Annotated in this window: 9 protein-coding genes; 7 read left to right on the top strand and 2 right to left on the bottom strand. The window is 65.0% G+C overall.

Going from position 1 to position 14,157, the window contains the following annotated elements; translation table 11 throughout:
- Nucleotides 1-221 precede the first annotated feature (221 nt).
- The 4 genes from WMK75_RS16190 to WMK75_RS16175 all read left to right on the top strand — a co-directional run bounded on the left by WMK75_RS16190 (nucleotide 222) and on the right by WMK75_RS16175 (nucleotide 7,422).
- Entirely contained in the window at nucleotides 222-1,766 is a 1,545-nt protein-coding gene (locus tag WMK75_RS16190; RefSeq protein ID WP_347268646.1) for a class I SAM-dependent DNA methyltransferase, read from the top strand.
- Between the two features lie 724 nt (nucleotides 1,767-2,490).
- On the top strand, nucleotides 2,491-3,078 hold the full coding sequence (locus WMK75_RS16185; RefSeq protein WP_347268645.1) for a hypothetical protein: 588 nt from the start codon (nucleotides 2,491-2,493) through the stop codon (nucleotides 3,076-3,078).
- On the top strand, nucleotides 3,078-4,193 hold the full coding sequence (locus tag WMK75_RS16180; protein WP_347268644.1) for a Fic/DOC family N-terminal domain-containing protein: 1,116 nt from the start codon (nucleotides 3,078-3,080) through the stop codon (nucleotides 4,191-4,193). Before WMK75_RS16185 ends, WMK75_RS16180 begins: the two co-directional genes overlap by 1 nt.
- A gap of 106 nt (nucleotides 4,194-4,299) precedes the next feature.
- Nucleotides 4,300-7,422, top strand: a complete 3,123-nt coding sequence (locus WMK75_RS16175; protein WP_347268643.1) for a type I restriction endonuclease subunit R — start codon at nucleotides 4,300-4,302, stop codon at nucleotides 7,420-7,422.
- Between the two features lie 131 nt (nucleotides 7,423-7,553).
- Here WMK75_RS16175 and WMK75_RS16170 read toward each other — a convergent pair whose 3' ends face one another.
- Entirely contained in the window at nucleotides 7,554-7,787 is a 234-nt protein-coding gene (locus WMK75_RS16170; RefSeq protein ID WP_347268642.1) for a hypothetical protein, read from the bottom strand.
- A gap of 116 nt (nucleotides 7,788-7,903) precedes the next feature.
- Between WMK75_RS16170 and WMK75_RS16165 the strand changes: the two genes are divergently transcribed.
- From WMK75_RS16165 to WMK75_RS16155, 3 genes are read left to right on the top strand one after another with little or no spacing between them, the layout of a single operon-like run.
- Complete coding sequence (locus tag WMK75_RS16165; protein WP_347268648.1) at nucleotides 7,904-8,332, top strand: N-6 DNA methylase; 429 nt, start codon at nucleotides 7,904-7,906, stop codon at nucleotides 8,330-8,332.
- The gene (locus tag WMK75_RS16160; protein ID WP_347268647.1) at nucleotides 8,265-11,162 is read left to right on the top strand and encodes an HsdR family type I site-specific deoxyribonuclease; all 2,898 of its coding nucleotides are present in this window, start codon (nucleotides 8,265-8,267) and stop codon (nucleotides 11,160-11,162) included. Before WMK75_RS16165 ends, WMK75_RS16160 begins: the two co-directional genes overlap by 68 nt.
- Nucleotides 11,159-11,875 (top strand): SprT family zinc-dependent metalloprotease, encoded by a 717-nt coding sequence (locus tag WMK75_RS16155; RefSeq protein ID WP_347268641.1) that lies wholly within the window; start codon nucleotides 11,159-11,161, stop codon nucleotides 11,873-11,875. The genes WMK75_RS16160 and WMK75_RS16155 overlap by 4 nt, the downstream gene beginning before the upstream one ends.
- A gap of 236 nt (nucleotides 11,876-12,111) precedes the next feature.
- On the opposite strand, the gene WMK75_RS16150 is transcribed toward WMK75_RS16155, so the two are convergent.
- Nucleotides 12,112-14,034, bottom strand: a complete 1,923-nt coding sequence (locus WMK75_RS16150; RefSeq protein WP_347268640.1) for a DUF2793 domain-containing protein — start codon at nucleotides 14,032-14,034, stop codon at nucleotides 12,112-12,114.
- Between the last annotated feature and the right edge of the window lie 123 nt (nucleotides 14,035-14,157).

The following is a 14,157-nucleotide window of genomic DNA, read 5'->3' as shown; positions in this document are numbered from 1 at the left end:
CGCCCGCCACCTCCCTCGCCGCGCACAGGTGCTCAGGCTGACAAGCATCCGGAACGAAAGCCCCGGCTTCTGTCTGGATTGATACGCCCCGCCTCCCTCACAGGCCGGCCCACAGGTCCCACTTGCGGAAAATCGGCGTGGGGCGCCGCGATGGTCCTGCTTTGGTTGTCGTGATCACCCTGCCGCGCTATGACGGAAGCAGAAAAAATGGGCGGGTTGCAATGACATCGACGGAAGGCGCCGATCTCGGCTTTGAAAACACGCTCTTCAAGGCCGCCGACAAGCTGCGCGGCAATATGGAGCCCTCGGACTACAAGCACATCGCGCTCGGGCTGATCTTCCTCAAGCATATCTCGGACGGGTTCGAGGCCAGGCACGCCGAACTGCTGGTCGAATACCCCGAGGGCGCCGAGGATCCCGACGAATACCTGGCCGAGAATGTCTTCTGGGTGCCGACCGCCGCCCGCTGGGGCACGCTGCGCGACAACGCCAGGCAACCCGATATCGGCAAGCGCATCGACGCCGCGATGATGGCGATCGAGGCCGAGAATGCGTCGCTCAAGGGCGTGCTGCCCAAGGACTATGCCCGCCCCGCGCTCAGCCCCGTGATGCTGGGCGAGCTGATCGACCTCATCTCCGGCATCCCGCTGCACGACAGCAAGGGGCGCGACCTGCTGGGCCGGGTCTATGAATACTTCCTGTCGGAATTCGCCGGCTCCGAGGGCAAGCGGGGTGGCGAGTTCTACACCCCCCGCTCCATCGTGCGCCTGATGGTCGAGATGCTGGAGCCCTTCCGCGGCCGCGTCTATGACCCCTGCTGCGGCTCGGGCGGGATGTTCGTGCAGTCCGACCGCTTCGTGCAGGATCACAGCGGCCGCATCGGCGATATCGCCATCTACGGGCAGGAATCGAACTATACCACCTGGCGGCTGGCCAAGATGAACCTCGCCGTGCGCGGCATCGACGCCGACATCCGCTGGAATTCCGAGGGCAGCTTTCACAAGGACGAACTGCCCGACCTGCGCGCCGATTACATCCTCGCCAACCCGCCCTTCAACATCTCGGACTGGGGCGGGGACCGGCTGCGCGACGACGCGCGCTGGCGCTATGGCATCCCGCCTGTGGGCAATGCGAATTTCGCCTGGTTGCAGCATATCCTGCACCACCTGTCGCCCTCGGGCACGGCGGGGGTGGTGCTGGCCAATGGCGCGATGTCCTCGACCCAATCCGGCGAGGGCGAGATCCGCCGCGCGATGGTGGCGGGCACCGGCACCGCCCCCGGCGTGGTCGATTGTATGATCGCGCTGCCGGGGCAGTTGTTCTATTCAACGCAGATCCCGGCCTGCCTGTGGTTTCTGGCCCGCGACAAATCGAACGGCATCGCCCGCGACAAGATGCTGCGCGACCGCAGGGACGAGGTGCTGTTCATCGACGCCCGCCGCCTTGGCCATATGGTCGACCGCACGCGACGCGAGCTTTCGCCCGAGGACATCGCCCGCATTGCGGATACCTACCACGCCTGGCGCGAGGGCGGGGATTACAAGGATGTGCCGGGTTTTTGCAAATCCGCCAGCATCGAGGACATCCGCGCCCACGGCTTCGTGCTGACCCCGGGCCGCTATGTCGGCGCCGAGGAAACTCAGGACGACGACACTCCCTTTGCCGAGCGTTTCGCTGCCCTCGAGGCCGAACTGGAGGCGCAGTTTGCGGAAGCCGAGGCCATGACCGCCACCATCCGCGAGCGGCTGGCGGGGGTGGGGTTGTGAGGGAGGCCCCGAAGCCGGTCTTTCCACCACTCGAAGCCCAGAACTGGCCAGTGGTCCGCAATTGGGCGCGTCTCGACGACTTGTGTGATGGAGTCTTTGACTGCCCACATACCACGCCCGAGATCGTTGAGGCGGGGCCTTATGTCGTTCGGTCGCAGGATGTCCGAACAGGCGCCTTTCGCACCGAGGAGGCCGGGCGGGTCAGTGAAGCAACCTACCAAGAGCGTATCGCACGCGCGGAGCCTCGCTACGGTGATATTCTGTATAGCAGGGAGGGGACCTATTTCGGGTTAGCTGCCGAAGTGCCCCCCAATATCCGGGTTTGCCTTGGGCAACGAATGGTCCTGATCCGGCCAGCGGACGAGGCGGATACACGCTTTCTGCGCTTCTGGCTCAACTCTCCGGTGCTTCATCGGCACATCATGGGCTTTCGGGACGGGACAGTTGCAGAACGGCTAAACATGCCTACTATACGGGGATTGCCCATCCCTGCTATCCCCCTTCCCGAGCAGCGGGCGATTGCTTCGGTGCTTGGGGCTCTGGATGACAAGATCGCGCTGAACCGGCGGATGAATGCGACGCTTGAGGCGATGGCGCGGGCGCTGTTTCGCGACTGGTTCGTGGATTTCGGCCCCACCCGCGCCAGACAGGCCGGAGAGCCCCCGATCTCTGGCCCCTCTTCCCCGCCCGCCTCGATGAAAACGGCATCCCCGAAGGGTGGGAGATGGGAACGCTTGGCGAAATCGCCACGGCGCGCAATGATGGCGTCGATCCTGCGGCCGTCGATGACGCCACGCCTTATATCGGACTTGAACACATGCCGCGCGGCTCCATCGCACTTGCCGACTGGGACGGCGCCGCCAAGGTTTCAAGCAACAAGACCGCTTTTTCCGCCGGGGATTTTCTGTTCGGAAAGCTGCGCCCTTATTTTCACAAGGTGGGAATCGCCCCGGTTGCAGGTATCTGCTCGACCGATATTGTCGTTGTGCGCCCGTCTGCCCCGGCATGGCGCGGTTTCGTCATCGCCTGTATCTCGGGTGCAGATTTCGTAGCCTATACGGACAAGACCTCGACCGGAACGAAGATGCCGCGCACAAGCTGGCGGATCATGTCGAAATATCCGGTTGCCGTGCCGCCCGTCGCGGTCGCGGAGGCTTTTGACGGGCTGGTGGCACCAATGCTCGACCGTATCCGCGCAAATATTCTCGAATCCCGCACCCTCGCCCGCACCCGCGACCTGCTGCTGCCGCGCCTGATGTCAGGCGAATGGCGGCTGCGCGAGGCCGGGGAACAGGTCGAGGAGGTAATCTGATGGCGGTTCCCTACCATCCGGGGCGGTTCCCTCCCGGTGATCTCGACTGGCCGCAGCTGCTGCCGCTGATCGGGCCGGCCAATGCCGCCGTGGCCCGCTATGAGGGCGTGCTGCACGGCATCCCGAACCCGAATGTGCTGCTCTCGCCCCTGACCACGCAGGAAGCGGTGCTGTCGAGCCGCATTGAAGGCACGCAAGCCACCTTTGGCGAGGTTCTGGAATTCGAGGCCGAGGGCGAGCCCGGCGATGAAAGCACGCCCAAGAAGGCCGATATCCACGAGGTGCTGAACTATCGCGCGGCACTGGCCGAGGCCTCGCATCTGCTGGGTGAACTGCCGCTGTCGCAGCGGCTGATGCGGCTGACCCATGCGCGCCTGATGCAGGGCGTGCGCGGGCACGGCAAGGCGCCGGGGGAATACCGGCGCATCCAGAACTGGATCGGGCCGGCGGGCTGTCTGGAAAAGGATGCGCGCTTCATCACCTGCCCGGTTGTGCATCTGCCCGCCGCCATGTCCGCCTGGGAGGCCCATATCCACGCCGACGCCCCCGATGTGCTGATCCAGCTTGCGATCCTGCACGCCGAGTTCGAGGCCATCCACCCTTTCCTCGATGGCAATGGCCGGTTGGGGCGGTTGTTCATTCCGCTGTTTCTGAAGGCCAAGGGGTTGCTGTCGGCCCCGAATTTCTACCTCTCCGATTATCTGGAAAGCCATCGCGACGAATATTACGAACGCCTGCTGGCGATTTCGCGCGATGACGACTGGACCGGCTGGTGCAGGTTCTTCCTGCGCGCGATCATCGCGCAAGCGGCGACGAACCAGCAGAAGGCGCAGGCGATCCACGCCCTCTATACCGCCCGCAAGGACTGGATGGTCGAGGCCACGCGCTCGCAATACGGCACGCGCGCGCTGGACTGGTTCTTTTCGCGTCCGATTTTCGTGGCCTCGGACTTCGTCGCGCAATCGGACATCCCCGCCCCCACGGCACGACGCATCCTGCAACTGGTGCGCGACAATGGCCTGTTGCGCGAGATGCGCCCGGCAAGTGGCCGGCGACCGGCAGTGCTGTCCTTCCCGGAGCTTTTGAACATCTGCGAGGGGCGGGAGGCATTTTGATGATCATCCATACGCAGCAAGCCGGTTTGTGTGGTAGTTTTTGCGCCAAAGTGAGTCATAACGCGGTTTGTATCGCACAAGTGAGCGACAAACCCGGAGATGAGCGATGCTGAGCGAGGCCGAGGTCGAGGCTCTGCTGCTTGAGCAGCTTGCCGGGCTGGGGTTTCAGGTGCTGGCCGAGTCGGTCTCGGGGCCGGACGGGAACGCGCCCGAGCGCGCGGCTTACGGCGATGTGATCCTGACCGGGCGGCTGCGGGCGGCGATTGCGCGGCTGAACCCGCATCTGCCCGAGGATGTGCGCGAGGATGGGTTGCGCCGGGTGCTGGCCAGTGAATCGCCCGCGCTGATCGAGGAAAACCGGCGCCTGCATCGGGCGATGGTCGAAGGGCTGGCCGTCGAATACCGCGCGGAGGATGGCAGCATTCGCGGCGACCGGCTGCAACTGATCGGTGCGGCTGATGGCAACGACTGGCTGGCGATCGCGCAATTCACCGTCATCGAGGGCGGGCATCGCCGCCGGCCCGATGTGGTGCTGTTCCTCAACGGCCTGCCGGTCGCGGTGATCGAGGTCAAGAAGCCCGGCGCCGAGGCGGCGACGCTGACGGCGGCCTTCAACCAGTTGCAGACCTACAAGCGCGAGATCCCCGCGCTGTTTCGCAGCAATGCGGTGTTGATCACCACCGACGGGATCGCGGCACGGGTCGGCTCGCTCACCGCCGATATCGAACGCTTTATGCATTGGCGCACCACCGATGGCGCCGAGGTGGCGCCCAGAGCCGCGCCCGAAATGGCGGTGCTGATCGAGGGCGTCTGCGCGCCCGAACGCCTGCTGCCCCTGATGCGCGAATTCACCGTCTTCGGCGATACCGGCAGCGGTCTCGTCAAGATCGTCGCCGGCTATCACCAGTTCCACGCCACCCGAAAGGCGCTGGCCAGCACGATTGAGGCCAGCCGCGCGCAGGGCGACCGCCGGGCCGGGGTGATCTGGCACACGCAAGGCTCGGGCAAAAGCCTGCTGATGGCGTTTTATGCCGGGCAGCTGGTGCGCGCGCCCGAGATGGAAAACCCCACCATCGTCGTCATCACCGACCGCAACGATCTGGACGACCAGCTGTTCGGCACATTTTCAATGTGCCGCGACCTGATCCGCCAGACCCCGGAGCAGGCCGAAAGCCGCGAGGATCTGCGGCGCGCGCTGTCGCGGGTCTCGGGCGGGGTGATCTTTACCACCATCCAGAAATTCGCCCCTGAAAAGGGCGAGGCTTTCCCGATGCTGACCGAGCGGCGCAATGTCGTGGTCATCGCCGACGAAGCGCATCGCAGCCAATACGGGTTTCGGGCGCAGATCGACCGCAAGACCGGCGAGGTCGGCTATGGCTTTGCCAAGCATCTGCGCGATGCGCTGCCCGGCGCCTCCTTCATCGGCTTTACCGGCACCCCGATCGAGGCCGAGGATGTAAACACACCGGCGGTATTCGGTCATTACATCGACATCTACGACATCAGCCGCGCGGTCGAGGATGGCGCCACGGTGCCGATCTATTATGAGTCCCGCCTCGCCCGGATCGAACTGCCGGAAGAGGCGCGCCCGAAGATCGACGCCGAGATCGAGGAGTTGATGGGCGACGAGGAAGGCAGCGAGGCCGAGCGCCTGAAACGCCGCTGGTCGCAGGTCGAAGCCCTGGTCGGCGCAGACAGACGCCTGGCGATGGTGGCCGGGGATCTGGTCGCGCATCTCGAGGCCCGCCTCGAGGCGATGGACGGCAAGGCGATGGTCGTCTGTATGAGCCGGCACATCTGCGTCGAGCTTTACGACCACATCATCGCGCTGCGCCCCGACTGGCATTCGGACGACGACGCTGCTGGCACGGTCAAGGTGGTGATGACCGGCTCGGCCAGCGACCCGGCCGGATGGCAGCCCCATATCGGCGGCAAGGCGCGGCGCGACCTGCTGGCGCGGCGGGCGAAGGACCCCGATGATCCGCTGAAACTGGTCATCGTGCGCGATATGTGGCTGACCGGGTTCGATTCCCCCTCGATGCACACGATGTATATCGACAAGCCGATGCGCGGGCACGGGCTGATGCAGGCCATCGCCCGCGTCAACCGGGTGTTTCGCGACAAGCCCGCCGGGCTGGTGGTCGACTATATCGGCATCGCCCAGAACCTGAAGGCGGCGCTCGGCCAGTATTCGAACAGCGACCGCGACCAGACCGGCATCGACGAGGCCGAGGCCGTCGCGGTGCTGCTCGAAAAGCTTGATGTCGTGCAGGCGATGTTTGCCGGCCACGACTATGGCAAGGGTATCGGCGGCACGCCGCAGGAGCGGCTGGCGGCATTGGCGGCGGCGCTCGATTTCATCCTCGGCCGCGCCGACGAATGGGCGCAAAGGGAGACAGCCGAGGAGGCGAAGAAGGCCGCGCATCGGCGTTTCCCCGATGCGGTGCTGGCGCTGTCCAAGGCATTCGCGCTGACTGCCGCCAGCGATGCGGCGCGCGGGGTGCGTGAAGAGGTCGCCTTTTTCCAGTATCTGCGCGCGGCAATGGTCAAACCGGGCACGGCTGCCGGCTCGGGCGCGGATCGCGACCTTGCCATCCGCCAGATCGTCGATGGCGCGGTGGCCCCGACCGGGATCGTCGATATTCTGGCCGCGGCCGGGCTTGAGACGCCGGATATCTCGATCCTGTCGGATGCGTTCCTGACCGAGATCGCCCGGATGCCGCAGAAGAACCTCGCGCTCGAGGCCCTGCGCAAGCTGCTCGACGACGACATCCGGTCGCGGTCGCGCTCGAATGTGGTCGAAAGCCGCCGCTTTTCCGAGCGCCTGCAGGACGCGATCGCCCGCTATCACACCAATGCCATCAGCACGGTCGAGGTGATCCAGGAGTTGATCGGGCTGGCCCACGATCTGCAGGCGGCCCGGGCGCGCGGCGAGGAAACCGGCCTCTCACCCGAGGAAATCGCCTTCTACGACGCCCTGGCCGACAATGAGAGCGCGGTCGAGGTCCTGGGCAATGATGAGTTGAAACTGATCGCGGCCGAGCTTTTGAAATCCCTTCGCGCCAATGTCAGCGTCGACTGGGCGCATCGCGAAAGCGCCCGTGCCCGGCTGCGTGTTCTCGTCAAACGCATCCTGCGCAGATATGGCTACCCACCCGATCTCGAGGATGCTGCCGTTCAGGGCGTTCTGGCACAGGCCGAGGCGCTGCTGACCGGGATGAGGGTTTAGGGTTTTCGGTCAGGGCCGTTCGGAAACCACGCCTGCCGCGGCCGGCATCGCGCGTGAGGAGGCTGACGGAAGGCGGACGGATGGGAAAGGTCTTACGACCTTTCATCCGTCCGCCTTCCGTCAGCCCTCCCTCAGCCTTCCTGACCGGCAGCAGTTGCGGTCGTGTAGCGGCTTCCGTTCAGCGCCACGCGCGGCGGGAATTCTTCGTGGGCCTGTTTCAGCACGCCGCGCACCGCCTTGGCGCGAGAGTCGGACTTCGAATCCGGTTTGAAGCTCGCTGCACATCGCACGGCGATTTCGCTGGAGGTGAAGCCTGCACATCCCGGCCCCGCCTCGGCCTCGAGTTCGGCGAGCGCAGCAAGCACGACCGCCGTGCCGTCATCGCGGCGCGACGGGGGACCCGCATCGGCAAGGGTGCCGGCGCCGATGATCTCGATCCCCGCCGCGGTGATAGGCTCTCCACGCCAAGGACGCCGCGCGCATCGAGTGGTGCGACACGCTCAACAGCCCGGCGCTGGTCGAGGGCGATCACCTGATGAAATTCGACGTGGTGGTGGCCAATCCGCCGTTCAGCCTCGACAAATGGGGGGCGGAGAACACGGACACCGACCAGTTCAAGCGTTTCTGGCGCGGCATCCCGCCGAAGTCCAAGGGTGACTATGGCTTCATCACGCACATGATCGAGATCGCCAAGCGCCAGAGCGGCCGGGTGGCCGTCATCGTCCCGCATGGCGTGCTGTTCCGCGGCGGGGCGGAGGGGCGCATCCGCCAGGCGCTGATCGAGGAGAACCTGCTCGACGCGGTGGTGGGCCTGCCCGCCAACCCTCGTCCTCGGCACGACCATCACCAAGACGATCCGGGGGGATTCGAAATCCTATTCCTTCCGCTATGTCGATTGGGAGGTGCCTGAGAACAACGTCTATCATGTGACGGCCGAACTCTCCGTCGAGCGCACGGCCAGCACCCAGACCAAGCGGTGCGATATCGTCGCCTATGTGAACGGCATCCCGTTTCTGGTGATCGAGAACAAGCGGCCGACCGAGAGCCTGAAAAAGGCCGGTAGCCAGCTGATCGGCTACCAGAACGAAGACAACATCCCGCAGCTGTTCCATTTCGCGCAGATCCTCATGGTGATGAACCGTGTCGAGGCGCGCTACGCCACAGTGGGCACGCCGCGGCAGTTCTGGCAGACATGGCGGGACGAGGAAGACCGCGACGAGATCATTGATCCGCTGGCCAATCGCCCGCTGACGGCGGGCGAGGCCGATGCGGTCTTCTCGGGCGACTTCGCCTTTGCGCGCGCCCATTTCGATGCCCTGGCCGCCGAGGGGCCGCGCGCGATCACGGCGCAGGACCGCGCGCTTCATGCGATGTGCCGGCCGGAACGTCTGCTGGACCTGATCCGTCGTTTCACGGTTTTCGATGGCGGCGCACGCAAGGTTGCGCGCCACCAGCAGTTCTTCGGGATCCGCAAGGCTGTCGAACGCGTCTGCCAGTTCTATCTGGACGGCCGCCGCAAGGGTGGCGTGATCTGGCACACGCAAGGGTCCGGCAAGTCGCTGACCATGGTGATGCTGGGGCGCTCTCTCGCGCTCGACAAGGCCATCCCCAATCCGCGCATCCTGATCGTCACCGACCGCGACGACCTCGACAAGCAGATCAAGGACACGTTCAAGTCCTGCGAACTGGAGCCCGTGCGGGCAACCAGCGGCGCCCATCTGATCGAGCTGATCCGAAACCGGACACCGCTGGTGACCACCATCATCAACAAGTTCGATACCGCCGCCAAAGCTGCCGAGGATGTGGACGAGGATGCCAACGTCTTCGTCCTGGTCGACGAGAGCCATCGTTCACAGACTGGCCGCTATGGCGGTCACAGCCAGTTTGCCACGCGGATGCGCCGGTTGCTGCCGAAGGCTTGCTATCTCGGTTTCACCGGAACGCCGCTGCTGAAGAAGGAGAAGAACACCCTCTCGACCTTCGGCGGCCTGATCCACAAATACGCCATCGACGAGGCTGTCGCCGACGGCGCCGTTGTGCCGCTGCTTTATGAGGGGCGGCTTGTCGAACAACAGGTCAATGGCGGCGTGATCGACACGTGGTTCGACAAGATCAGCGAGGCCTTGACCCCCAGCCAGAAGGCCGACCTGAAGCGCAAGTTCTCGCGCATGGATGCGCTGTCGAAGACGGGCCAGGCGATCCAGGCGAAAGCCTTCGATATCTCGGAGCATTTCCGCCAGCACTGGCAAGGCACGGGATTCAAGGCGCAGCTTGTGGCGCCGTCCAAGGCGGCAGCCGTCCGCTTCAAGGAGGTGCTCGACGAGATCGGGCACGTCACCAGCGAAATCGTCATATCGCCGCCCGATGACAACGAGGGCAACGAGGAGGTCGACAAGGAATCGAAGGACCTCGTGCGCGGATTCTGGGCGCGGATGATGGCGCGCTACAAGACCGAGGATGAATACACCCGGCAGATCATCGACGCGTTCAAGGGCTCGGGCGATCCGGAGATCCTGATCGTGGTCTCGAAACTGCTGACCGGGTTCGATGCGCCGCGCAACACCGTGCTCTATGTGTGCAAACCGCTGCGCGAACATAACCTGCTGCAGGCGATCGCCCGCGTGAACCGGCTCTACGAAGACGGCGCGACCGAGAAGCAGTTCGGCTTCATCATCGACTATGAGGGACTGCTGGGAGAGCTGGATACCGCGCTGACGACCTACAGCGCCTTCGAGGGCTTCGACTCCGCCGACCTGGCTGGCACGGTCCACGACGTGCGCGAGGAAATCCGGAAGCTGCCGCAATTGCACGATCAGCTCTGGGACCTGTTCAAGCCGGTCAGGAACAAGAAGGACATGGAGCAGTTCGAGCAGTTCCTGGCCGATGAGGCGATCCGGCAGGAGTTCTATGAACGGCTGAAGGCGTTCAGCCGCTGCCTCCATATCTCGCTGTCTTCGGACAAGCTCTTCGACGTCTTCGACGAGGCGAAGATCGACGCCATGAAGCGGGACTGGAAGCAGTTCTCCGAGCTGCGGCGCTCGGTTCAGCTGCGCTATCAGGAAACGGTCGACGTCAAGGAGTTCGAGCCGAAGATCCAGAAGCTGCTGGACGACCATGTGGTTGCCATGCCGGCCGAGACGATCATCGAGATGGTCAACATCAACGACCCGGACGCGCTGAAAGCGGTGGTCGAGGAAACGGGGGTTTCCGAAGCCTCAAGGGCGGACCGGATCGCCAGCGCCACGCGGCGGACCATCACCGAAAAGATGGACGAGGATCCGACCTTCTATCGCAGCTTCTCGGAACTGCTGGAGGAGACCATCCGCGACTATCGGGCCAAACGGATTTCCGAACGGGATTACCTCAAGAACGTGGTAGATCTGGCGAGCAAGGTCGCGCGCAAGGATCGGGGCCGCGAGGTGCCGGACGCGATCAAGGGCAACGACGACGGGCAGGCGTTTTTCGGGATCCTTGAAGGCGCGCTTGCGACCGGCGCCGGCAAACCGATCGCGGCCGCTGAGGTAGCCGCTATCGCGATCACCATCATTGACATCATCAAGGCCCACCACATCGTCGATGTCTGGTCCAACGACCTCGCCCAGAACAAGATGCGCAATGCGATCGACGACTATTTCTTCGATGTCCTGCGCGATGAGCGCGGCTTCGACCTGCCGGTCGAGGTGATGGACGATCTTGAACTCAAGATCATGGACCTGGCCCGGGCGCGGTTTCCGGGATGACAACGGAGCGACACAGCGTCGATTACGGTGAACACAGGATCGATTTCGCCATCGTGCGCCGTGAGCGGACCACGCTCGAAATCGCTGTCGAGCCTGATGCCTCCGTGGTGGTCGCTGCTCCACAGGATGCTCCGCTGGCGGCTATCGAGGAGAAGGTGCGCAAGCGCGCCGCGTGGATCAGGCGCCAGCAGCGGTATTTCGTCCAGTTCCTGCCGCGCACCCCAGATCGCCAGTATGTGGCAGGCGAGACCCATCTCTACCTTGGACGCCAGTATCGATTGAAATTGGTGCCCCACGTTCAGGCGAACGTGAAGCTCGTTCGCGGCTTTATCGTGGTCCAGACTCATAAGCCCGAGCGAACCGAGGCCACGCGCGAGCTTGTCGAGGGTTGGTATCGACAGCGCGCTCATGTGAAGTTCGTCGAGCGACTTGAGGTCAATCTCCTGCGCTTCCCCTCGCCTGACGACTTTCGCCCCAAGAGCCTGATTGTTCGGCAACTGCGGCAGCGTTGGGGCTCGATGTCGCCAGCATCGCGCCTTCTGCTCAATCGACGTCTGATCGAGGCACCGATTGATGCGATTGACTACGTCATCACACACGAGCTCTGCCACATCGCGGTGCCGCACCACGGTCCAGAGTTCTTCGAACTCTTGGACCGCGTCCTACCCGACTGGGAAAAGCGCAAGCTTCGGCTCGAACAGAGGATGGCGTAAGCGAACGCAGTGGGGGCGAAACTCCAAGCAACCGGGCAAAACTGTGCCCATCGCCGCACGGGACAGATGCCGCTTTGCCGTGCCACCATTTCGGCGCAGCGAATCTCTGCCGCTCTTTGAATCTGTGAATCCGTGATTCCGGGCCGGACGTGTCGCTCCGGTCGAGGCGTCTGGCGCTTCCCGCGGGAGTGCCGTCCGGCCCGGGATCGACATGAGGTGGATTTCCATAAGGCGTATCAGAAGTCCGTCTCGACATAGACCCCGGCGCAGTCGAAGGCGACGGCGGCGGCCGTGGCGCCGTTGTTCAGGAACAGCCGCGGCGACAGGAACTGCGTCGCGGCGGGCAGGTCGGCGGTGATCTCCTGTTCGGAGACCGCGCCGGAGACTTCGTCGGCGATGCGCACCCAGACGGAACTGCCGTTCGGCGGGGCTGCGATGAACAGGGTCAGCACCCCACCCGTCGCAATGGCGAAACTCGCCCCCATGTCGGTCAGCGTCGGGGCCCCGGTTCCATCGTTCGCGACCAGTTGCCATCGGGTGTGCGTGCCGCGCTGGAAGCCGATGCCGATGCAGTTCACCACGGCGGCGAGAGTCAGCGTCGTGGCGAGGGCGGCCGAGGATCCGTAGAGGCCAAAGAACCCCATGCCGGTCGGCTGCAGCGTCGTCAGCGAAATCCGCGCGACGAAGGTCCAGCCGCCGAGGCCGGCCGCGTTTCCGCGCCAGCAGGCCCAGCCTGCGGAGCGCTGGTCGGAGACCGAATCCACCACCGCCGCCGAGGTCAACCGCCAGCGCCGCATGGAGGCTGCCAGGTTCGTGGCGGCGAGCGTCGGATGCGAGACGGTACCGACCGAGGTGATCGGCAGGCCCTCGGTGTTGATGGTGCCGCCGCTCGAGGGCGACCAGCTGGCGATGCGATTGACCCCGAAATGCGGCTGCAACGGGAAGTCGCGTCCGGAGGGGCGCATGACGTCGATCCACGGCGCTCCGGCCCGGTTGCGGGCGTAGAGAGCAGCTTTGCCTGCGGGTGGCGGGGTCGGCGCCGCACTGAGGCCGGGCAGGATCGTGGGCTGCGGCAGTTCCACCTGGCCGCTGGTGCGGTCGATCCTGATGGCCTCGTAGAAGGCCGAGCCGTCCGGGCTGACCTTGAAGCTGAAGTCGTCACTGCCGAGAAGTCCGATCAGCGCGCGGGTGGAAAACCCGGTCTTGAAGGCGAAGGCCGCGTCGTTCGCCGGGGCGGCCTTGTTGACGGTCGCCTCGATGCCCGCGCCCGCGTTGTTCAGCAGCACGGCGGGCGTGTTGACTGACAGCCGGTTGTAGCTGTCGGCTGTCGCCCCGCCGAGGCCCATCAGCTGGGCGGTCAGGTTTGCCTGCGGCATGCCGACCTGCGTCACGGCATTGCCGAAGGTGACGGTCGGCGTGTTGACCACCGTCGTGCCGCCCGCGCCAGCCGTGGCCGAGCCAATGTTGACGACTGTGGTCGATCCGGAGGCGCCGCCGGTGCCGAGGTTCACGGTCTTGGTGACGCCGGTCGTCGTGGCGCCGGTCCCCATGCCGTAGGTGGCAGTGGTCGTTGCCGTGCCAATGCTTGCCGAGGCCGCCGAGACGGTGACGGTGCCCGAGGCTGTCAGCGTACCGGAGAAGGTCTTGTTGCCGGTGAAGGTCTGCGTGCCTGCGAGGATCGCCAGTTCCGACGAGGTGTTCGGCAGCGTGAAGCTGCGGGTGGTCCCTGCGCTGATCCCCGCCAGCGAGAAGGTCGCCTTTTTCGTGGGATCGGCGTCGTTCACCAGGCTGAACACCGCGTCCGAGACGTCGCGCGGTTCGCCGACCACCTCCCAAGCGCTGCCGGTCCAGACGAGGAACAGCCCCTCGGCGGCGACCCAGACCAGCCAGCCGGTGCGAGGCACGAGGCGGATCCATGCCCCGTCCACCCAGAAGGCGATGTTCAGATCCCACCCGGCCCAATCGCCGGTGGCGCCGGTGGCAACAAGATGCCGGTCACCATCGGCGGGGATTGCAGGTGGCGCGGTGCGCGTGCGGTCGAGGACGGATAGCTGCACCATGGCGTCGAGCAGTCGCAGCGCCTCGTTGTGGGTGACATGCTTCTGCGCCTGCGCGGCCAGCAGGTAGGGCAGGCCCAGATGGGTGGTGGTGTCGGACATGGGGGTTCCCGCAGGTTGGGATCAGAACTGCAGCGTGACGGACGCAGGCGTGCCGCGGCCGAGGCGGTTTGAGAGCTGGTAGATGCGGATCGCCAGCGTCTGGCCGGGACCGAACGGCGCGCC

The sequence above is a fragment of the Paracoccus sp. (in: a-proteobacteria) genome (assembly GCF_039808215.1).
GTDB lineage: Bacteria > Pseudomonadota > Alphaproteobacteria > Rhodobacterales > Rhodobacteraceae > Paracoccus.
The sequence above is the reverse complement of the archived record's forward strand: the minus strand, read 5'-3'. Positions and strand labels throughout refer to the sequence as shown.